Origin of the sequence: Jeotgalibacillus malaysiensis (assembly GCF_044789845.1) — a bacterium.
In the GTDB taxonomy this organism is placed as follows: Bacteria; Bacillota; Bacilli; order Bacillales; family Jeotgalibacillaceae; genus Jeotgalibacillus; species Jeotgalibacillus malaysiensis_A.
This window is the reverse complement of record NZ_CP085252.1, coordinates 827,891-850,096: the sequence shown is the minus strand read 5'-3', so window position 1 is coordinate 850,096 and position 22,206 is coordinate 827,891. Positions and strand designations below refer to the sequence as shown.

Annotated in this window: 22 protein-coding genes; 6 read left to right on the top strand and 16 right to left on the bottom strand. The window is 39.8% G+C overall.

The window, feature by feature from the left end; all coding sequences use genetic code 11:
• Positions 1-51: 51 nt before the first annotated feature.
• A complete protein-coding gene (locus LG330_RS04875) occupies positions 52-1,281 on the bottom strand; it encodes a DUF418 domain-containing protein (RefSeq protein WP_404407876.1) in 1,230 nt (409 codons plus the stop codon).
• Between the two features lie 877 nt (positions 1,282-2,158).
• Here LG330_RS04875 and LG330_RS04870 point away from each other — a divergent pair.
• Both LG330_RS04870 and LG330_RS04865 read left to right on the top strand, forming a co-directional pair.
• Positions 2,159-2,731 carry a CotY/CotZ family spore coat protein gene (locus LG330_RS04870; protein ID WP_404407874.1) on the top strand — a complete coding sequence of 191 codons (573 nt, stop codon included), beginning with the start codon at positions 2,159-2,161 and terminating at the stop codon, positions 2,729-2,731.
• A 226-nt stretch (positions 2,732-2,957) separates the two neighbouring features.
• Positions 2,958-3,272, top strand: a complete 315-nt coding sequence (locus tag LG330_RS04865; protein ID WP_404407872.1) for a hypothetical protein — start codon at positions 2,958-2,960, stop codon at positions 3,270-3,272.
• A gap of 61 nt (positions 3,273-3,333) precedes the next feature.
• Here the strand turns inward: LG330_RS04865 and LG330_RS04860 are convergent, their stop codons facing one another.
• From LG330_RS04860 to LG330_RS04850, 3 genes are all read right to left on the bottom strand, one after another.
• Positions 3,334-3,486, bottom strand: a complete 153-nt coding sequence (locus tag LG330_RS04860) for a PQQ-dependent sugar dehydrogenase (RefSeq protein WP_404407870.1) — start codon at positions 3,484-3,486, stop codon at positions 3,334-3,336.
• Between the two features lie 3 nt (positions 3,487-3,489).
• Positions 3,490-3,624: a hypothetical protein gene (locus tag LG330_RS04855; protein ID WP_404407868.1), complete on the bottom strand. Its 135-nt coding sequence runs from the start codon at positions 3,622-3,624 to the stop codon at positions 3,490-3,492.
• Between the two features lie 76 nt (positions 3,625-3,700).
• Positions 3,701-4,756, bottom strand: coding sequence for a bifunctional transcriptional activator/DNA repair enzyme AdaA (locus LG330_RS04850; RefSeq protein WP_404407866.1), 1,056 nt, complete (start codon positions 4,754-4,756; stop codon positions 3,701-3,703).
• A 258-nt stretch (positions 4,757-5,014) separates the two neighbouring features.
• Between LG330_RS04850 and LG330_RS04845 the strand changes: the two genes are divergently transcribed.
• On the top strand, positions 5,015-5,788 hold the full coding sequence (locus LG330_RS04845; protein WP_404407864.1) for an alpha/beta hydrolase: 774 nt from the start codon (positions 5,015-5,017) through the stop codon (positions 5,786-5,788).
• A gap of 188 nt (positions 5,789-5,976) precedes the next feature.
• On the opposite strand, the gene LG330_RS04840 is transcribed toward LG330_RS04845, so the two are convergent.
• The 5 genes from LG330_RS04840 to LG330_RS04820 form a co-directional block, all read right to left on the bottom strand.
• Positions 5,977-7,143, bottom strand: a complete 1,167-nt coding sequence (locus LG330_RS04840; protein ID WP_404407862.1) for an iron-containing alcohol dehydrogenase — start codon at positions 7,141-7,143, stop codon at positions 5,977-5,979.
• A 188-nt stretch (positions 7,144-7,331) separates the two neighbouring features.
• The gene (locus tag LG330_RS04835) at positions 7,332-8,672 is read right to left on the bottom strand and encodes a glucose-6-phosphate isomerase (RefSeq protein WP_404407860.1); all 1,341 of its coding nucleotides are present in this window, start codon (positions 8,670-8,672) and stop codon (positions 7,332-7,334) included.
• Between the two features lie 70 nt (positions 8,673-8,742).
• Complete coding sequence (gene gnd / locus LG330_RS04830) at positions 8,743-9,642, bottom strand: phosphogluconate dehydrogenase (NAD(+)-dependent, decarboxylating) (RefSeq protein ID WP_404407858.1); 900 nt, start codon at positions 9,640-9,642, stop codon at positions 8,743-8,745.
• A gap of 83 nt (positions 9,643-9,725) precedes the next feature.
• Positions 9,726-11,183 (bottom strand): glucose-6-phosphate dehydrogenase, encoded by a 1,458-nt coding sequence (gene zwf, locus LG330_RS04825; RefSeq protein WP_404407856.1) that lies wholly within the window; start codon positions 11,181-11,183, stop codon positions 9,726-9,728.
• A gap of 541 nt (positions 11,184-11,724) precedes the next feature.
• Positions 11,725-12,747 (bottom strand): NADH:flavin oxidoreductase/NADH oxidase, encoded by a 1,023-nt coding sequence (locus tag LG330_RS04820; RefSeq protein WP_404407854.1) that lies wholly within the window; start codon positions 12,745-12,747, stop codon positions 11,725-11,727.
• A gap of 354 nt (positions 12,748-13,101) precedes the next feature.
• Between LG330_RS04820 and hxlA the strand changes: the two genes are divergently transcribed.
• The 3 genes from hxlA to LG330_RS04805 all read left to right on the top strand — a co-directional run bounded on the left by hxlA (position 13,102) and on the right by LG330_RS04805 (position 15,146).
• Complete coding sequence (gene hxlA, locus LG330_RS04815) at positions 13,102-13,734, top strand: 3-hexulose-6-phosphate synthase (protein WP_404407852.1); 633 nt, start codon at positions 13,102-13,104, stop codon at positions 13,732-13,734.
• A gap of 9 nt (positions 13,735-13,743) precedes the next feature.
• On the top strand, positions 13,744-14,301 hold the full coding sequence (gene hxlB / locus LG330_RS04810; RefSeq protein WP_404407850.1) for a 6-phospho-3-hexuloisomerase: 558 nt from the start codon (positions 13,744-13,746) through the stop codon (positions 14,299-14,301).
• Positions 14,302-14,429: 128 nt separating this feature from the next.
• Positions 14,430-15,146 (top strand): 3-ketoacyl-ACP reductase, encoded by a 717-nt coding sequence (locus LG330_RS04805; protein ID WP_404407848.1) that lies wholly within the window; start codon positions 14,430-14,432, stop codon positions 15,144-15,146.
• A gap of 206 nt (positions 15,147-15,352) precedes the next feature.
• On the opposite strand, the gene LG330_RS04800 is transcribed toward LG330_RS04805, so the two are convergent.
• From LG330_RS04800 to LG330_RS04770, 7 genes are all read right to left on the bottom strand, one after another.
• Entirely contained in the window at positions 15,353-16,489 is a 1,137-nt protein-coding gene (locus LG330_RS04800; protein ID WP_404407846.1) for a zinc-dependent alcohol dehydrogenase, read from the bottom strand.
• A 16-nt stretch (positions 16,490-16,505) separates the two neighbouring features.
• A complete protein-coding gene (locus LG330_RS04795) occupies positions 16,506-16,868 on the bottom strand; it encodes a spore coat protein (protein ID WP_404407844.1) in 363 nt (120 codons plus the stop codon).
• A gap of 10 nt (positions 16,869-16,878) precedes the next feature.
• Entirely contained in the window at positions 16,879-17,094 is a 216-nt protein-coding gene (locus LG330_RS04790) for a spore coat protein (protein WP_404407843.1), read from the bottom strand.
• Positions 17,095-17,465: 371 nt separating this feature from the next.
• Positions 17,466-18,545, bottom strand: coding sequence for a Ger(x)C family spore germination protein (locus LG330_RS04785; protein ID WP_404407841.1), 1,080 nt, complete (start codon positions 18,543-18,545; stop codon positions 17,466-17,468).
• A 1-nt stretch (position 18,546) separates the two neighbouring features.
• Positions 18,547-19,662 (bottom strand): GerAB/ArcD/ProY family transporter, encoded by a 1,116-nt coding sequence (locus LG330_RS04780; RefSeq protein WP_404407839.1) that lies wholly within the window; start codon positions 19,660-19,662, stop codon positions 18,547-18,549.
• Between the two features lie 4 nt (positions 19,663-19,666).
• Positions 19,667-21,154, bottom strand: coding sequence for a spore germination protein (locus tag LG330_RS04775; protein WP_404407837.1), 1,488 nt, complete (start codon positions 21,152-21,154; stop codon positions 19,667-19,669).
• 257 nt (positions 21,155-21,411) lie between these two features.
• On the bottom strand, positions 21,412-21,786 hold the full coding sequence (locus LG330_RS04770) for a PaaI family thioesterase (RefSeq protein ID WP_404407836.1): 375 nt from the start codon (positions 21,784-21,786) through the stop codon (positions 21,412-21,414).
• Between the last annotated feature and the right edge of the window lie 420 nt (positions 21,787-22,206).

The following is a 22,206-nucleotide window of genomic DNA, read 5'->3' as shown; positions in this document are numbered from 1 at the left end:
AATTCTGCGATTATAAATCAATTGCAGAACCGACCTCTCATTTATCAACCATCAAGCCGCCTTCGAATGCTTCTCCCCACCCGAATACGTCCACTTTCTCCACACATACTCCATTGGCCCCTGCTTAAAGTGACGCATGATCAAGTGACTCAACACAACCTGCACGCTGTAAATGGCAATGGCAATCAGCACACCCTGCGTTTTCGATACCTGACCGAATAATCCAAAGCCATAACCGTTGAAGATGATCACTGCAATGATTGACTGCATTAGATAATTAGTCAGCGCCATCCGGCCAACTGAAGCAAATGGCATCAGCATTTTTTCAACAGATGATTTCCTGGTGACGAGTACGATGACTGATACATAAAACAACATCAGGAATGGTCCGCCAACCGTGTTTATTCCTGTGGCGATTGGTCCTGTCAGATAAGTTGGCCATCCAAACACGTTGTAGTCAATTACTAAAGAAATTCCCACAACCGGTACTCCGACAGCAAGTCCAACCCACATGACTTTCTTCCAGCGGTGAATATTATTTTCGATATCAGTGAACATACCCGTCTTTCCTAAATACAGCCCGATCAGAAATAACGACAAAATCGTCGGTACTAACAGCATGAACTGTGCCAGAATCAGCACTACTTCATTTCTAAAACGGAATGCCAAAATCTCTCCAAAGCTGCCATCCGCCATCACAGAAGCCGCGAGAATTGAAGAAGCATGCAAATTTTCCAGTGTATCCATTCCCCCGCTAATCATAAAGTGAACACTTACACTGCTGAGTAGCATCAGCGCGGTCATCAACAAAGGACCAAATATAAGTAAAGATATCGCCCAGATCTTAATCGTCTTTGTTGAACGCTCAACAAAAAACGGAAGCAGGAAACCTGTAATGGCATATGTATGTAAAATATCCCCGGACCAGATAAATGTGAGATGGGCAAGTCCAAGCAGCAGTAAAAACACCAGTCGGCACCTGAATAATTTCTTCGCCGGCAATCCACGCTTCATCAGGCGGCTATAGAAAATGTAAAACCCGAGACCAAACAGCATTGAAAACATCGGGTAAAACTTCGCGTCTACAAAAAATGCCGTCAACAGCGTCAATGCAGCATTCATTCCACCCTCCGGCAGGCGGTTCCCCTCTACTAAACCGCTGATATCCGTAAATACAGGTGTCTTAAACAAAATCATATTCGCAATCAAAATCCCAAACAGCGCAAATCCACGGATAATATCCAGCGTATGGATCCGCTCCTTCATCGAAACCGAACTCATCGTAACATCCTCCTAATTGACTATTCCTTCTTCATATTAAATGAAGCCGGGTGAATAGACAATCAGAATTTGGAAATTACTGAGATGCCTTTATTAGCTATTGAAATAGCAATAAGGAGTTTATTCCCAACTTATTAGACTGATGATAATTTTAGATTATCTGCTTTCACGATATAACCAATAAACCTTGTTTCATTAAGGCTATATCCATGCGTTTTCACTTATGAAATTTTAATACAGTTTTGTCCGCACATGCTATAGAGGGGGAATTATTCAAAAAAAATAAAGGTCACATATGTCCTGAACACAATTTTCAGTGGTTTAATCGCCATACTTATATCTACTTTTTTGCTGGAGGTAATATAGCAGAGAACTACACTTAGGAGACTTGGGTGGCCACGGAGTTTTTTGTGATTTTACCTATGTGGGTTTTAGGGTTTCTCCTTGGATTGTTTGTTTTTAAAAGTAAAAATCTCGGGATATTTTTGTTTACCTCTATCCTTATCACTTGGGTTTCAATTCTGCTTGGTGTACAACTGGGATTTTCTCTCACTACGTAATATTCCTATTTACTTAAATCTAGTCATATTCGAGCGGATGTCTTTCTTTTTAAGATAAAGGGATTATGGAAACTCTCCAGCTTCTTTTTAAATTTGAGAAAGCACATGAATGAGCGTTTTACCTGCTTCTTAGAGAGTTGTGTTCAACACAGGGAACAGGTTTTCAGAGAAAGCTAACTTCCAATTTCACTATTAAATCCGAACTTATAAAAAATGATCTCGTTTATTTTTTCTGCAAGGCTATTGTACAGGCATTTAGTCACTCCTGTTCATATACATATTAATGCAACAACAATTATGAAAAGGAGAGATTTTTAATGTGTTGCGGAAAAAATGATTCATGTGTATGTGGTATTGTTCGCGAGATTGTGAGAGTTCAGGATAAGGTAGCTGGCGTTAATACGGGTGGGTGCTGTTCAACGGGCTGTGATCAGGCAATCAGAAATCTGCTGTCCCCAGTGACGGTTAATGGCAATGGGCCTACTACAGTGCCTTTTGCACTTTACTGTAAAGGTGATTGCGAACCGTTTATCGGAAGCGGGGTGTTCAGATCTCCTGTCGGCGGATCAGGAATGACCGCTTTAAGATGTGTCAAGACACCAATCTTCCGTGCGAAAAAGTTTGTGGATAATGACAAAGACAGAGAGAAGGATAAGTGCTGTGTCCAATTGGAGCTGCTGCTTCCAATTACAATGGGAGGATCTACTCCTGGACCATCAGGCGACGGAACACAAATTTGCGATTTCTTCCCTGGAAACAGCATCAGAAACCTGCAGGCAACCGGCATCTGTCTGACAGTCGACCTAAATTGCTTCTGCGGTATTGTATGTCTGGATCCTATCACACCCCGACCTTCATCTGAGTTTAATATGAGCGACGACGCGGAATAAGAGTTAAGAGGTTATAGAGACTAAATGTAGCGGCAAGAAGGTATTATTTGATACCTTCTTGCTTTTTTTTGGGTTTAATCGTTTCAAGAGATGAGCGTACATATTAAGGTTTTCTTACTAATAATTAAAGGAAACTTTATCCTAGTTGCAAAACATATGATAAGCTGAAATTAACTTTTTTTACTATTTAAAGGGTTTAATAACAGAAAAGTATGGGGGTATTATTATGTGGTTAATATTAGGACTTATTGCAAGCGCAGCAATACTACTCAACATTTACTTATTTTCAGCAGGAAAAGATTACAAACTCGCAATGGTGGCAGGGTTATCATTCACAGCACTCACAATTTGTGGACATATTAGCCTTTTAGCAGATCAGGCCAGCAGAGAAGATTGGTCAGCTGTCAGGGAAGTCATTAATTATCAATGGGGATTGTATGTTTTGACGGTTGCTTCTATCTTTATAAATGCATTACCTGTATTTATAGAGCGGAAAGATAAGAAAAGAGACCTAATGCCGCATCCTAGAGCAGCTATTTGATATGTGTTCTTTATGACTTAAATTGTTTGGAACTTTTATTCAACATAGGGTAACAGTAATACTAACTCAGATTCTTACCACCGGGCGACGCTGTGTCCTGTGCAATGTCAGCGTCAGAAGTATCTCCAGTTGCCGCATACAACTTATCATCCGGTCCGATTTTCAGCCTGCCGCTATGATACACATTCCCGCTCGGAATCTGATCAAGCGGCACGCTCTATTCGCTCCACAACTCTCCATCTAAAAGAAGCGTCACGATGCGGTTAAAACGTCCATCATCACCTTCATATGTGTAGTAGGCATAAGCAAGCTGTGACTCTTCAAAGTCAGGTGCAAGTACAAAGCCAAACACCCCGGCTTCGGCATCGGTTCAGGCAAATGAAAAAGAAGCTAAAGTTCAGCCTTTAACTTCTTTTAGCAATTATTATTCACTTGCTCACCCAATGACTTTCACTTTCCAGCTCTAACAGCCATTTCTTTCTGGCGGTTCCTCCGGCATATCCGCCTGTTGAACCGTCACTGAGGATCACACGGTGACACGGAATGATCAATGCCAGCTGATTTGACCCATTGGCTCTCGCAACTGCACGCACAGCAGTCGGCTTACCAATCTCTCGTGCAATGTCAGTATAGGAACGTGTTTCACCAGCGGGGATTTCCTTCAGCCTCCCCCATACCATCAGTTGAAACGGTGTCCCGATCAGCCTGACTGGTGTGTGAAATTCGACCAGGTCACCTTTAAAATACAGATCCAGCTCTTTTTGAATTGATTCAATGGGCTTGGTCTTCCCCGGTATAATCGCTGATCGGGTTTTATTTCTCAGTACTTCAATCTCTTTTTCAAGACCGCGCCGATCCACAAATTCGAGGAGATACAGCTCGGTTTCATCCGCAATGGCGACCATTGGTCCAACCCTTGTATCGATCCAGGATGCTTTTAGAATATGATTGTCTTTAGCAAACGCCGGAGCATCTCCCATAATTCTTGAAAAGGCATCTCTAAAACCACTGCTGGATTCATAGCCTGTAGTCAGTTGGGCATCAATCATTGCCTTGCCGGATCTGATTTCCTTCATCGCAAGACCCATTCGTCTCGCACGTGCATATTGCACAAACGTCATCCCAAAACGCTTTTTAAATTGACGGCGCGCTGTTGATTCATCAACAGCCAATTCCCGGAAATCTTTCTCTCTCCATTTTTTCTCCGGATTTTCCTCAACAGCCTGCACCAGTTTTTGCACAAGCTCAGACACCTGGTTTGGATGAGAAAGCGGAGAGCATCTTTTACAGGGTCTGAATGAAGCCAGCAGCGCCTCTTCAGCCGTATGGTAAAATTCACAGTTCTCAAACTTCGGCTTTCTTGCCGGACAGGTTGGACGGCAAAAAACGCCTGTGCTTTTTACCCCTACAAAAAATAAGCCATCGTATGCTGAATTCTTCTCAAGCAATGCTTCATAAAACTCCTGTTTCTTATCATCAGTCATTCTCTGAACACCTCAATCCTGTGTCTTCTTATTTCTATTATAATAAGAATAAAAACTTGTGCAGCCGGAAATCAGGCATTGATTTAGTTAAATCGTTACAATATATTTTCTGAAAAATACTTTTTCATCCTGTCAATCCTGCCCTGTCTTTTAATTCCTAGTTGACAGATATGAATTAATATTGTTAAATACCACTAATAAATACTAACTTTTACGGATTAAAGGTCGTTGAAGTTATTGAGAAAGTTGGAGAATCTCATGAAAGAAGCGTATCCAGTCATTACCGGCGCAGATGCATTTCTGTATGAAGGCAGCAAGATCGGCATCCTGCTTTGTCATGGATTTTTAGGAACACCCCAAAGCGTAGAATATATTGGCAAAGTATTTGCCCAGCAGGGATACACAATCTCAGCACCAAGGCTCGCAGGACATGGCACTCACTATAAAGATCTCGCCCACTGCTCATTTTCCGATTGGTATCTCAGTCTTGAAAAAGCTTATTTAGATCTAAAAGAACGCTGCGAGAGAATTTACGTGATCGGCCAATCTATGGGTGGAACATTGACCTTAGACCTTGCAAGTCATTATAAAGACATTGATGGAATTTTATTAATCAACCCAGCCATCCATGTTCCGGCGATGTCTCCTTATCAGAACATCCCACCCACCAAATATATAAATGAAAGCAAACCGGATATTAAAAATCCCGATGTAACAGAAATCACCTATCCAAAAGTTCCTGCATTCGCCTATCAGCAACTGTTAACATACATGGATGTTGTTAAGAAAAATCTGCCATTAGTTAAAAATCCAATCTTATGCTTCCAGTCAACAATCGATCATGTCGTACCGCCTGAAAACACAGATTTCATTCTTCAGCGTGTTCAGTCAGACATTAAATTAAAGCATGTATTAGACAACTCCTACCATGTTGCATCCATGGATTATGATAAAGAAAAAATAATCAGGAAATCTCTGCAATTTATACAATCTCTATCTGCCTCGAATCACTTAAATAAGGTCAGCCAGTAATTTGGCTGACCTTGCATTCACGCTATTTCTTTTCGAACCATCCGAAAGTGACTTCCACCTGAAAAAACGTTCCCTTTATCAGAGGCAATTTCTACACATGGTTGCGGCCTCTGTGCCCCAAATAAAAAAACCGCCCCATCCGCCAGGCCAAGATGGCTGACGTACGGGACAGTTCTATTCATGTTCAATTAGAAATCAACTTTATCACCGTTAAAGGCAGCAACATAAATCTTTTTCAGATCTTCTGCTGTTACTTCACGTGGATTAGCTGGTGTACAAGGGTCTTCAACTGCCCCTGCTGCCATTTTATCCAGATTTTTTTCGAATTCTTTTTGATCAATGCCGAATTCTTCAAGCGTTAATGGAATATCCATTGAACGGTTCAAGCGGCGAATTTCTTCAGTTAGGGCAGTGATCAGCTCATCATCTGTATTTCCTTTAAGTCCAAGCATTCTTGCGATTTCTGCAAAACGGGAGCTGTCTGCCTTTTTATTAAAGTCAATCACATATGGCAGGTAAAGTGCATTCGCTAAACCGTGGGGAATACCGAAGATCGCACCACTCTTATGCGCCAGGCTGTGAACTATTCCTAAGAAGCCATTTGAGAAGGCCATGCCAGCGATCGCCTGGGCATAATGCATTTCGCCTCTTGCTTCCTTGTCACCTGCGTATGATTTTTCTACGTTGTCCACGACCATTTTGACAGACTGCAAAGCCAATGGATCGGTAAACGGATTATGCGCGAGGGATACGTAAGCTTCAATACCATGCGTGATTGTATCCATTCCAGTGTACGCTACAATGTTTGGCGGCATTGAATAGGTTAACTCTGGATCGACAATCGCGATGTCCGGTGTGATTTCATAGCCGAAAACCGGATATTTCACATCTTTGTCACGATCTGTGATAACCGAGAACGGCGACACATCCGTCCCCGTTCCGCTTGTTGTGGAAAGCGCAGCGAAGCGTGCTTTCTTGCGTAATACAGGAAGGGGGTTCGGTGCTTTAATTTGTTCAAATGTTAACTCCGGGTTTTCATACAGCACCCACATCGCTTTTGCTGCGTCAATGGGAGAACCTCCGCCTACACCGACAATCCAGTCCGGCTGAAATTCTTCCATTTTTTTCGCTCCGTTTACAACGGTCGTAACAGAAGGATCGTTTTCTACTCCTTCAATCAGCTGAATTTCAAAGCCGGCTTCTTTTAGATTAGATTCAATTTTATTAAGGTAGCCGGATTTTTTAATCGATTCTCCACCGATCACGATCGTAGCTTTTTGACCTTCAAGATCTTTTAGTGCTTCAATTGATCCTTCTCCATAAAATACATCTCTGGGTATTGTAAAACGATTCATAAGTTTTATTCTCCTCTTCAAAAAAATGAGCGATGATCCTTATTATTAATATTTGCAGCGCGCTTTTTTATAACGCGGGTACAAATATAACATCCAGGACGTTATATACATAACATTATTGCTTATACCACACAAAATTATAATAAGTATACAAAGTATACCTTCCATATTCACAATGTTTTAACGCATTATGATTTAGACAGCCGCTCCGTTAATACTGCTTTTTCAGCTTCAAATCCAGGTTTCCCAAGCAGTGCAAACATATTTTTCTTGTATGCCTCTACTCCAGGCTGATCAAATGGATTTACACCGAGCAAATGCCCGCTTATGGCACAAGCCTTTTCGAAAAAGTAGACCATTTCTCCGTATGTGAATTCATTCATTTCATCAAATTCAATAACGAGATTTGGCACTTCTCCATCAATATGAGCCAGTAATGTTCCCTGAAATGCTTTATTATTCACTTCATTCATTGTTTTGCCAGCTAAAAAGTTTAATCCGTCAATATTTTCTGTATCCTCTTGTATGGTTAATTCAATGCGGGGCTTCTTTACCTGCAGAACGGTTTCAATCAGATTACGCTTACCTTCCTGTACATACTGACCCATTGAATGTAAATCAGTTGAAAAATCAACGGATGCAGGGAATAGCCCTTTCTGATCTTTACCTTCACTTTCTCCAAACAGCTGCTTCCACCATTCTGAAATATAATGCAGAGATGGCTCATAGTTAACAAGCAGCTCGATGTCTTTTCCTTTTCTGTGAAGAACATTTCGAACAGCAGCGTACTGATAGCTTTCATTTGTTAATAGATCTGAATTGTTGTATTTGCGGGCAGCCGCTTCTGCTCCTGCTATCATTTGATCAATATTCAGACCTGCTACAGCAATCGGTAAAAGCCCTACCGGTGTTAGCACTGAATAACGTCCACCTACATCATCAGGGATAACAAAGGTTTCATACCCTTCTTTATCAGCAAGATTTTTCAGCGCGCCTTTTTCACGGTCAGTTGTTGCGAAAATACGTTTTTTTGCTTCTTCCTTTCCATATTTTTTCTCCATGTACTCGCGGAAAATACGGAATGCAAGAGCCGGCTCAGTCGTTGTTCCTGATTTAGAAATCACATTAACAGAGATATCCTTACCTTCTAATAGCTCAAACAAATGAGAAATATACGTTGAGCTGATATTTTGTCCCGCAAAATAAACCTGCGTTTTATCACTCATTTGATTATGGAACGTATGGGATAACGCTTCAATGGCAGATCTTGCACCTAAATAAGAACCGCCAATCCCAATCACAATCAGCGCATCAGAATGACTTTTAATTCTGGCAGCGGCTTGTTTAACTCGTGCAAATTCATCTTTATCATAGTTAAGAGGAAGATCCACCCAGCCTAAAAAATCAGCGCCCGGTCCCTTTTTTTCATGAAGCATATTGTGAGCGACTTTTACAAACTCACTTAAGTTCTCTACCTCACTTTTCTTCATAAATGACAATGCATTTGAATAATCAAACGAAATAGACATTTTCCATCCCCCTTTCATTGAGAAACGCCAGTTTTATGACTGAAGCTGCCTGTCTAAAATTTTGCTGCTGTTATTTCCCGCTCTTTTCCACTGCATGTCCACCAAACTCATTGCGCAATGCAGCGACTACTTTTCCAGTAAAGGTGTCATTGTCCAATGAACGATAACGCATTAATAACGACATCGCGATAACAGGGGTTGCTGTTTGCAGCTCAAGTGCAGTTTCAACAGTCCATTTCCCTTCACCGGAAGAATGCATGACACCTTTAATATCATCTAATTTGGCATCTTTAGAAAATGCATTTTCAGTCAGTTCCATGAGCCAGGAACGGATAACGGATCCGTTGTTCCAGACGCTTGCAACTTTTTCATAATCATAATCAAAATCACTTTTCTCCAATATTTCAAATCCTTCTCCAATAGCCGCCATCATGCCATATTCAATTCCGTTATGAACCATTTTCAGGAAGTGTCCGCTTCCCGCTTTACCAGCATATAAGAATCCTTTTTCAACAGCGGTATCTTTAAAAATTGCTTCTACAACGCTCCAGGCTTCAGGATCGCCGCCGATCATATAGCATGCCCCATTGCGGGCTCCTTCCATTCCGCCGGATGTTCCTGCATCCATAAAGCTCACGCCGATCTCTTTTAGCTCATTGTATCTGCGAATCGACTCCTTATAGTGAGAATTACCAGCTTCAATCACAATGTCGCCTTCACTTAAAAATGCTTTTACTTCAGTAAGCACGGAGTCAACGACAGCATGAGGCACCATGACCCAGAGAACACGCGGTGTTTCAAGTGATTCAACAAGCTCCCTTAAGCTTGACGTACCAGTTGCCCCGTAGTCAGCTATTTCTGAAACTGCACCTGGATTCACATCAAATGCAATCACTTCATGATGATTGTCAATTAAATTCTGCCCTAAATTCAATCCCATTTTTCCTAAGCCAATTAATCCAACCTTCATGTTGAATCCCTCCTAAAATATACCTATTTGTCCCTCTTTATATTTCTCTGCAATCTTGATTTCTTACGTTGAAAGAACAATTTTTACCACCAGTGGAAGCCTTGTTCCTGCAGCAGTTTGTCTGATGCTTCAGGTCCCATTGATCCCGCCTTGTATGATTGAAGCGGAATGCTATTTTCTTCGAACGCTTCCAACACCGGCTGTATCCATTTCCACGACAGCTCTACCTCATCCCAATGCGCAAAAAATGTTGAATCGCCTTTCAATGCATCAAACAGCAATATTTCATAGGCTTCAGGCACTTCTTTTGTAACCGGTGAAAAATCAGCTGTTACAGGTTCGATCATGCCATTTTTCAATGGGTTTTTACTGTTAATCTGGAACGATACTCCTTCATTCGGACTGATATGAACGAATAATAAATTCGGTGCAGTCTTTTGATCTTCTGTTTCGTAAAGATCCTTTAATGTGTTTTTAAATTCGATAACAATACGTGTTGATTTTTCTTTCATCCTCTTTCCTGTACGGATGTAGAAAGGTACCCCTTCCCAGAAATCATTGTCTATCCATAAGCGTGCAGCAACAAATGTATCATTAGTAGAAGAAGTATCAACACCCGGCTCTTCTGTATATTTAACAACAGGCTCACCCTTAATTTCTCCTGCATCATATTGGCCGCGTATGATATGAGCTCCGACCTCTTCTTTCGATAATAAACGTAAAGATTCCATCACTTTTCTTTTCTCGTCGCGAATATCATCTGCACTGATTTTCTCGGGCAGATGCATGGCTGTCATCATGAGCATTTGAAGCATGTGATTTTGTACCATATCACGAATTGCACCGGACTGGTCGTAATAACCTGCCCGATCTTCCACACCTACGATTTCACTTGCAGTAATTTGTACATTCGCAATGTACCCTTTATTCCAAATCGCCTGAAGGACCGGGTTTGCGAATTCCAGTGTTTCCAGGTTTTGAACCATTGGTTTTCCAAGATAATGATCAATACGGTAAATTTCATCTTCTTTAAATGCTCTGCTCAATTTAGTATTAAGATCGCGGGCAGACTCCAAGTCATGACCAAACGGCTTTTCAATAATTAGGCGTTTGCAGCCTTTCGTTGATCCTAAGCCACTTTCTTTAATATTTAGGGCAATATCATCAAAAAATTCAGGAGCAACCGATAAATAAAAGAGGCGGTTTTCAGGAAGATTTAATTCTTCCTCTCTCTGCTGAATAAATGTAAGCAAATTTTTATAGGCTTCAGGCTTTGTTACATCCATCTGGTGATAACGGAACACTTTAATAAATGCATCAAATTCCTCTTTTTCCACTATCGTCTGTCTTGAAAATGCCTTAATTGACTCTTCAACATGGGTTTGAAATTCATCATGAGATAAAGATGATCTCCCTAATCCAATAACGGAAAAGGCCTTTGGCATTTTCTTATCAAGAAATAAATTATATAAAGCTGGAAATATTTTTCTTTTTGCTAAATCTCCAGTAGCTCCAAACAATACAAATGACATTGACTCCACCTTACATTCCCCCGCTTGATCATTTTTACAGCCCAATATTTTAAAGATTTTCGTCTTTTGAAAATCTTTATCCCATTCTTCTCTTTACAGACAGGCATTAGCATTCCCTATTTCAGCAATTACTTGCGCGAGAATAAGTATAATACGTATATTTCGTTTATGTAAGTACGCACTTTATATATATCTAATGATAAAAAAGGAACATAGTGTGAAAAAAGATACTGTAGGAGAAGATGAATAATGAACGTACGCAGAGAGGTTTTTTAAAGAAGGGTTGTGCGATTAATGTAAAATTTTTTATGCGTTTTTTTAAAACATGCTGTGTTAAAATCATGTTTTAATTCGTCAGGATGTTTATTGTTTCGGGTGTAATCCCTCCTATAAATGCGGGACGCAACAAGCAGCAATTGAGCTGAGAAGCCTTGGACCGCTTGCAGAAAGTGAATGTAAATCAACCTGCAAGTTAACAGAACCTTTTAAAAAATCTACACATAAAAGCTCCCTCCAATAGCTTGAGGGAGCTTCAATGACAAATTATTTCTTATCGTATACTGTACGCTGCTGCCAGAGGAACCGGTGTAAGCGGATCTCCTCCTAATTGAAGAGACGCTTCATTCGCCCAGTAAGGATTTCTCAGCATACCTCTTCCAACCGCAACAAGATCCGCTTTTCCTTCACGGATGACTTCATCGCTTAGCACAGGATCTTCCATTCTGCCTACTGCAATGGTTGGTACATTCAGTGCTTTTCTAATTCCTTCAGATAAATCAACCTGATATCCAGGTCCGCTTGATGCAGGGCCACTTTCTCCTTCCCCGCCGGAAGAAACGTGGAATACATCGACACCAGCTTCTTTATAACGCTTTGCCAATTCAATCACATAGTCCAGATCATAACCGCCTTCTGCATACTCAACTGCAGAAATTCTAAAGAGCAACGGCATGTCTTCAGGCATTACCCGACGGGCAGCTTTAATGATTTCTACGCCGAATAAACTCTTATCTTCACCATATTTATCTGTACGTTTATTTGTCAGTGGTGATTGGAATTGATGAATCAGGTATCCATGGGCACCATGAATTTCAATTGTATCAACACCAGCCTTTAACGCACGTTTAAATGCTGCTTCAAACTTTCCAACCATTTCTTCCACTTCTACAGTAGACAGTTCACGCGGTTCCTTGTACTGCTCTGAAAATTGAATCGCTGATGAAGATACAGGTACTGCCGCATCTTCGGCTTTACGGCCAGCGTGCGCAATTTGAATTCCTACTTTTGCGCCGTAACCCTGGCTTGTTTCTATAATTTTTTTGAATGCTGGAATTTGATCATCTGACCAGAGACCAAGATCATAGTCAGTGATTCTTCCATCAGGATCTACATCTGTCATTTCCATGATGATCAGTCCCGCGCCGCCAATCGCACGGCTTGTATAATGTGAAAAATGCCAATCATTCGGCTTACCGTCCTTTTCCGTCACGGAATACTGACACATTGGAGGCATCACCATGCGATTTTTCAAGTGAAGTCCTTTAATTTGAAACGAATCTAATAATGTAGGCATAAAAAACTTCCTTTCCTTTCAGAATACTGTTTGTAAGATCTTAAACAAGAAATACTTTAAGGTACTTAAATATTATTACAATCTACACAGTACGTTAGTCAAACAACTCGGCTCATACATTAACATTTTCCCTTCCAAAGAAGATATTGTTTCGCCTCCAGCCTTATTACATCCAATAGTATACTTTTATACACTATGTAAATAAAAAGTGCGTACTTACAAAATGATATTATAGGGCTTATGATTATGATTGTGCAGGGATAGGAAACAATTGGCGTTCTTATTTTGAAGGTAATATCAGCCCTCTGGGTATATTACTACTTGCAACAAAAAAATTTTAGGAGTGTTGTACAGATGAAATTACAACTGGCATTAGACCTTGTAAATATTCCACAGGCAATTGAATTGGTTAAAGAAGTAGAAGAGCATATTGATGTAGTAGAAATTGGTACTCCTGTTGTGATCAACGAAGGACTGAAAGCAGTTAAAGAAATGAAAGCTGCATTCCCTAACCTGACAGTATTAGCTGACCTTAAAATTATGGATGCTGCTGGATACGAAGTAAGCCAGGCATCTGCTGCCGGAGCTGACATCGTCACAATTCTTGGTGCTGCTGAAGATGCATCTATCAAAGGTGCTGTTGAAGAAGCGAAAAAACAAGGCAAACAAATCCTTGTTGACATGATCGCTGTAAAAGACATTGCAACTCGCGCTAAAGAACTTGATGAGCTTGGCGCAGACTACATCTGCGTTCACACTGGTTACGATCTTCAAGCCCAGGGCCAAAACTCTTTCAAAGACCTTGAAACGATTAAGAGCGTTGTTAAAAATGCAAAAACTGCGATTGCAGGCGGAATTAAATTAGAAACTCTCCCAGAAGTAATCAAAGCCCAACCAGATCTTGTCATTGTTGGTGGCGGTATTACTGGACAGGAAGATAAAAATGCTGCAGCTGCAAAAATGCAAGAACTAATCAAACAGGGTTAATCAACCATTATGCAGACAACTCGATATTTTAACGAAATCCTTGATGAGTTAAGTCGAGCAGCAGACTTACTATCTGATGAACAAGCTGAACAGCTGGTCAATCAAATCCTTGAAGCAAAGAAAATCTTTGTAGCAGGAGCTGGAAGATCAGGTTTCATGGGCAAATCCTTTGTGATGCGCATGATGCATATGGGATTAGATTCCTATGTTGTCGGAGAAACGGTTACAGCAAATATGGAAAAAGATGATATTCTTATCATTGCATCCGGATCAGGAGAAACAAAAAGCTTAGTCTCAATGACTGAAAAAGCGAAAAACACAGGTGGAACAGTTGTTGCTGTCACCATCTCTCCTGAATCCACTATTGGAAAGTTAGCGGACCTTGTCATTAAAATGCCTGGTTCTCCTAAAGATAAATCCACGAGTGATTATACAACCATTCAGCCAATGGGATCACTTTTCGAACAAACCCTTTTACTATTTTTCGATGCGGTTATTTTACGCTTCATGGAGAAAAAAGGACTCGATTCCAATACGATGTACGGAAAGCACGCTAACCTTGAATGATTAAATATTTGTACTGAACAGAAAGATCGAAAGTTCTCTTAAACTTTCCGGTCTTTCTGTTCAGCTTTTTTATCTGAAATTGACTATAATAGTCTGGTGTTGAAATTAGTTGGATAAGGGGCGATAAAATGAGTTCTTTAAATGGAAAAAATGCATTAATTACCGGAGCAGGAAGAGGCATCGGCCGGGCAACTGCCATCGCTTTTGCAAAAGAAGGAATTAATGTTGGATTAGTGGGAACAACTCTCTCAAATCTTGAAAAAGTAGCGGAAGAAGTGAAAGAACTCGTTGTTAATGCTTCTGTAGCTGTTGCAGATGTTACTGATCTTGAAGCTATTCAGCAGGCAGCCGATCAAATCAAATCTGAATTAGGTCAAATTGACATCCTCATTAACAACGCTGGAATTGCTAAGTTTGGAGGATTCCTTGAGCTTTCAGCAAGTGAATGGGAAAATATTATTAATGTTAATCTAATGGGTGTTTACAATACTACCAGAGCCGTACTTCCAGATATGATTGAAAGAAAAGCAGGAGATATCATCAATGTTTCTTCTTCTGCCGGTCAAAAGGGAGCGCCAGTAATGAGCGCGTACAGTGCTTCAAAATTTGCCGTGCTTGGATTAACGGAATCACTTATGCTTGAAGTAAGAAAGCATAACATCCGCGTTACTGCACTAACGCCAAGTACAGTTGCTACTGATCTGGCAATCGAAACAAATCTTATCAGCGGCAACCCTGAAAATGTAATGCAGCCAGAAGATCTTGCTGAATTGATGGTCTCACAGCTTAAATTAAACCCACGTGTTTTCATTAAAACAGCTGGCATGTGGTCAACAAATCCTTAAACATAATGAAATACGTGCCTGCTCATTCCGCGGAATGGGCAGGCACTTTATTTTCCTTTTTCTTTCACACTATACCCCGGAACAAATCAGTGCTCCATTAGAATGGAAGCATCCACCATCAAGGCATATTGTACAAACGTTATACCAAAACTGCTATCCAGAACAAAAATCTATTTTCATAGGAACTTATCTCAGATTCACTAAATTTAAGGTTTTAGAATAACTTTTATACAATTATCGGTTCTGGTATCAAACACTTCATATCCATGCTTCGCCTGGTCTAATGGAAGAACATGTGTAATGACATCACCAATATCAACTTTTCCTTCAGAGATCAGATTATAAAGAAAAGGCATATATGGAATAACCGGAGCCTGGCCCGTTTTAATGTCAACATTCCTCTGGAAAATATCCCCCAGAGGGAAACCATTATAACGTCCCCCGTAAACACCGGTAATCTGGATGGTCCCGGCTTTACGTACAGCCTGGGATGCAATGACAAGCCCGCCCATCGCACCACCATGAAGTTTCATTCCGGCTGCAAGATATTCAAGAGGCGTCATCTTACCGCTCATACCTGAACAATCAATAACGACATCTGCTCCACCTTTTGTTATCTCTTTTAAATATTCGCCAACGTTTTCATGGTCTTCGAAATTTACAATCTCCACTTTATTGGTTTTTTTCGCATGCTTGAGCCGGTAATTAAGATAATCGACCGCAATAACCCGCTTAGCACCTTTAAACCAGGCAAATTTTTGAGCCAGGAGACCTACTGGACCACATCCTAAAACGATGACAGTATCACCAGCTTTGACACCCGAGTGATCTACACTCCAGTATGCTGTTGAGGCCGCATCTGCAAGTAACACTAACTTTTCATCCTCTACTTCGCAGTTCTCCGGTATTTTGAATGGAGTAAAGTTTCCATATGGAACACGTAAATATTCAGCCTGTCCGCCAGCAAATCCACCGGTTGTTTCTGAATAACCAAAGAAACCACCCATTTCACCGTGAGGGTTTGAATTATCACATTGGCTGGTTATGTCATTGTTACAATACCAGCAATGCCCGCAGCTCACATTAAAGGGAATAATGACCCGATCCCCTTTTTTCACTTTTGTTACTTCCGGTCCAACTTCTTCTACTACCCCCATCGGTTCATGGCCTATTACGTAATCAACCGGCAGATTGGGGATCATCTGGTGAATCAAATGCAAATCAGAACCGCAAATAGCGGAAGTTGTTATTTTTACAATAATATCATCTTTATTTTTAATTTTCGGATCTTTTACTTCTTTAACCTGTACATTTTTATTTCCCTGGTACGTCACAGCTTTCATTTTTCTATAACCTCCATTATTTATCAGGCGTTGCAAACATTCCAAGTCTATCCGTATCTCTTGGGAATAAATTCATTCCGGCAATTGCTAAGGCAACGTCGGCAGATTTAAGATCCAGCTCTGCCTGCTTACTGAGATCGTTTGGATATAACCAGTTTTTGTTTATCATCAATTCAGATAGCTCTGCGTGTAAATCAATCGATAGTTTCATTTGCCTGAATAATGTCTCTCTTAACTTCTGGTTTGATGTTTCAGTTAGCGCAACGGAATACGTATGAATGTCCGCTTTAACTGAAAGCAGGAATTCAAGCGCAATACCTGAATCTGCCATTTCCGGCATATGTTCAGCTCCCTGGGGATCCAAATAATCCATTTCCATTTTTTTCACCTCATTTTATATAATTGGTTCCTGCCCCTTTATAAAACTTTCTAAGTTCATTTATCGCTGCCATTGACTGCTGAACATTTTTTTCCATTAATGCTTTTAAATCATTATCGAAACAAATGCCCTGCATAAGTTTTGATTTCAATAAGCCTACGGTTTTCAGGTTTAATACTTCATGCGTTTCCATCGTTTCGTGATTACCCAAGCTTTTCTTCTCCATGACTTCACCTCCTGAATAATCGTTATTATTCCATTAATACGCACGTCGTATTCAATGAAACCTTAGAGCTTATGGAATATCGCCAGTGGAACGTGAATCTCCTGTCTGTTACAGGGTGCCCATTACAGCTTTGAACTTTAAAGTTTAATAGGCGCATTATTGTATGTTTTATGCAATAAAAGATGCAGGGATATAACCAGCCGAAAATAGTGAAAAAAGGTTCCGGTCATCGAATTTTGATGACCGGAACCTTTTATGCTGCATCACACTCATAATTAGTTAGACGTAAATTCCTGAAATGTTCATGAGCTTCGTCCGCTCTTTACGTTCGGAGCGCAATTGTTTTCGTTCGCTTACGAGAGATGGATTGATCAGTTTTTGATATCTGTTAGCGGCTGGATTTTAAGATCATAATCGACTTTAACCTCCATCTGCTCCCATCTGTCTGACCATTCTTTTTCATCAAGAGGTTTTGAGAAAGGTCTCAAGGTAAGTTTTCTGAATTGTAAAGGGTCGACTTTATTCTCCTGAAGCTTTTCTAAAAACCCGGTAGTCTGTTCTTCCAAATATGATTCAATTTCCGACTCTAATCCTGAAAGTGCATCCCGGGTGAGCGAACCATGTTCCCGGGCAATCTCATCAAGCCGTCCGTTCAATTGGACGTTGAGCGTCAGTTCAGAATTTGCCTGATCCATATTCAATTGGACATTTGCTTTCACATGACCCAGCACAAAAGATAAGTCACGGATTGGAAAATACTTTAAAAAGTGATCGTTGTCGATAAGCTGGTATATTAGTTCTTCCATGTTATTCGTGGTTTCAATCAATTTGTCATTTTTAAAAATACCAGTACCTAGATATTGGAAATTTTCATTACTCGCTTCAAATACAGGCAATACTGGAGAATGCGCTGGTGAATGAAGAGCTTTCATAAATTCATGCAAATTTACAATGGTCAACTTTCCTTGATTATCGTAATGCTTGAACATCCGATAGAGATAATAATCCAGGTCCTGCTGTACGCCAAGTTGACTGTTAATATACTCATCAAAATCCCCTTTTACAATGACCAGATACACACGTTTAGAAATATCAGGATCTGTCAAAATCGTATCAATCAATGGACTGATCCCTTCTGTTGCAATTTCCTCACTGATCAACAGCATCCGGAGCTGACCAACTTTCAATTCTCTATAATATTTTAGATTGAAACCCTTCATACCTTCTTTTAACAAGTCGACCTGAACAGTCAAAAGGCGTTTCTTTTCTTTTACAAGGGGGGGTATGACAGTGCTCATTCTGAAGTTCTTCTCCTCCCCTTTCTGAAACGACCAAAAAGTCACAGGTGCAATTTCTTCAACCAGATTCTTTTCTACAATAGGCGAACAGCCGGATAAAACGAGCATATTAACAAAAATGACGAAAATGATTTTGTTACGTTTATTTTTCATGCTAGACCCGGCCCTTTCGCTTTAAAGAGGTGAATAGAAGTAATGGTACTAATAAGTAAGTGAGTGCGCCTGCCCATATCTCCAGCTCTAACAAAATATTTTGATTCGTTACCTTTTTCCACAACAATTCATTACAAATAAATAAACAAATGAATAAAATACCACAGCAAATGGCAAACCCTGATCTAGTCGTTTGATCTTTTGATTTCTTCAGAGTGATCCGTGCCGCACCATAAAAAAGTAACGTGAAGATTGATATGGCAAATACAAAGTTAATTAAATAAACAGAGATTAACACCATATCAATTCGTTCAAACACTGGAGATTCCAGATAACGCATCATTTCCATCATCGGGAATCTGCTTTCTTCCAGATAATTTGATCCGAAAAAGAACAGAGCTGCAATAAACAGAAACACATATTCAAAAATGGTGAATGCGTTTCCAATTGTCATGTATTTAAGGATTTTTTTTCTCGTATTGAACCAGGGTGCAAGTAAAACTAAATATTCTGGTCCAGATAAGGCTGAAAAAATAAAAAGAACACCTTTCCATGATTCCATTGTCCATTCATACGGTATTAACGGAAACAGATCATGTATCGTATTAACAGGTTGAAAGAGGAAGTTGAATAATAACAAAATCATCCACGCTGTACTTAAAAAAGCAACGACGACGAATCGTATTGTAGGAGCCATCCCATGTGAACCCACATACCAGCAAATAAGTATAATGAATAGAATCATCCAATTCGTATTCAGGGAAGGAAAGATGAAATGCTGTGTTATTTCTACATATCCAAGCGTTATGACTGTTATTTTTAATAAGATAAATGCCAATCCGATGAAAGCCAGTAACCGTACTGACCGCTCACCAAAAAGTTCTGCAAACCCTTCGTACCCTTTAGATGCGTAAATCGAATTAAACCATTTCGATAACATGAAAATACTGATTTGTGATAGTAATCCTACGATGATGATCACCCAAATCATATAGGGATATATAAGAAATACAGGCAAGATGATCACAAAATATAACATTTGCATTCTGTTCACCATCAAGGTGGCATAAACACCGTTAAACGAAGAGGTTTTCTCAAACAAAGAAAATCCACTCAAGGTATCATCTCCTTCGGCTATAACGCCATTTCTGCAATGGATGCAGAGCCTCTGGTCTTATTTTCATCCAATGTAATGGTCCACGGATAAATAAATCAAGCCAATCCTTTCCATAAAAAGGAGCTACTGGTGCAAGGTATGGTTGTCTTAAGGAAGTAAGTGCATTCAAATGGACAAAAAGTATAATGATACCCATGAAAATACCCATTATTCCAAGAAAAGAAGCAAGGACCAATATGATAAACTGAATCAATGTGCTCGCTTTGGTAATCAAGTAATTGGGCACCAGAAATGAAGCGATCGCAGAAATACCAACAATAACGATTAAAACCTGACTGGCGAACCCTGCTTCTACACTGGCTTGTCCAACGACGATACCACCGATAACACCTAACATTTGACCAGATTTGGTAGGCATTCTCAGACTTGCTTCTTTTATGACTTCAAGTGTCAGCAACATCAGAACCGATTCCCAAAATGGAGTTAGTGGCAATTGACTTCTCGTATCCACAAGGACGAATAGTATTTGTAAGGGAATCATCTGATAATGATGTGTCGTTAAAGCTACATATACTGGAACCATCAGCAGGGAGAGTATAAAACTAAAATACCTTAAGAGCCTCAGGAAACTTGCCACGACCCAGCGATTAATATAATCTTCAGGTGATTGAAACAAATGGAAAAAGCCGATCGGGGCATTCAGGGCGAAAGGCGTATTATCCACAAGAATGGTCACTTTTCCAGAGCCTAAGGAGAAAGCACATACATCAGGACGGTCAGTCTGTTGAAACTGTGGAAACATACTGTGATGATGATCTTCCATAAACGCTGCTAATTGGGATGAGTCAAGAATCTGATCATAGTTGATACTCTCGATTTTTTCCCTGGCAATAGAAATGAAATCCGGATGCGTTAACCCTTCAATATACATTAAAATAACCTTTGTTTCCGTTTGTGACCCTACCGTGAATTTCTCTGATTTTAAGGTTGTTAATGGGAGTCTTCTACGGATCAACATCATGTTCTGTTCTAAGTTTTCAGTGAAGCTGTCTTTGGTACCATAAAGAATAGTTTCTGTTTCAGAGGTTTCTATCCCACGTCCCGCTGGATTTTTAAGATTGACAGCATATAATTGATTTTCAGTGATGTCAAAAATAAGGACTGCCCCAAGCATCAATTTCTTTTCAGCCTCTTTCAACATTGAAATATCTATAATTTCTGAGACAGAAATACAATCTGAAATCTTTTCATTCGTACAGCGCTTTAAAGGTTCAATTACAGCTTCATTTACCCTTGCAAGATCAATCAATGTATTGACGTATATCAATACAAATAACTTATTGTTATGAGTTTGATGTTCGATTATTTTAGCGTCGTCCATATTGTCAACGCGTTCACGGAGACCCTCTAGTGTGATAGGAGTATTTTTAGTTTTTCTTGTACTTTTTTCTATTTTATTCCCTACCCCTGTACTCTTACTTTTTCTAAACATAAACATCAATCCCCTAATTAGATCGTGTATAGACACCGTTATTATTATGGTCAGATTCAGATCGTTTATACTGTCATAAAATGCAGCCATTACAAAAAACCGCCAAGTATTCCTGGCGGTTTATCGTACTTTTTCTTATTTGACCTAACCCTTTATCTTCACGCAGCACTCAAATATATCGGCATGCTGACTCTGATCAGTCCTTCAGAGATCTATATTTTAATTGCGTTCTGTTGTACGTTCATATATAAGATGTTTTAAGAATGATTGAAAAACACTCCCTTAGCTTTTGCAATCAGTTGGTCTTTCTCATCATAAATTAAACAATCGGCATGCGTAAGGTTTCTCCCTTCCTTTACTGCATGTGCATACGCGTATAAAAAATCACCTTTTGCTCCTTTTAAAAAGGTTACATTAAGGTCTACTGTCACTACTTTTTGTATATTGTTTTCATCAGCCCCAATTGTATTACACATCGCTACATCAGCTAGGGATGATATGATCCCTCCATGTACCACCTCTGAACTGTTTATGTACAGTTGTTTTATAGGTAAAGTCACTTTAACGCTTTTTTCATCAGTTCTTTCATATTGAAGACCTAAGAATTCATCAAATGGCTGATGTATAAACACTGGCTTCACTCCAATCAATTAGGCTATTATTTTTTGGATATCCTTATTAAAATGGCTTTATTAAAGCCAGCTGTTGATTTCCGCTTCAGGGGGACTCTGTCCGCGGCCGGACGCAGGAGTCGCCCCCTTACGCTCCAATCACCAGCTGTGTAGAAACAACAATGATCTCTAACATAGCGATTTAAATAAATATATATTCGTATGAAGTTCAAGTAATAAAAGTCTTATGATAAAGTAGCTGTTCGTGAAGCTGAACATCGTGAACAAACAACACTTTTATAAACATTTCAAGAACTAGCAACACAAAAAAGATATAATTGCTCGATTGGCAAGGAAAATTGTAAAGCAGGTAATTAAAAATCTAAGCCCATCAAATTTTCTCTGAAGGGCTTAGGTTCTAATGTATTTAATTCTATCCTA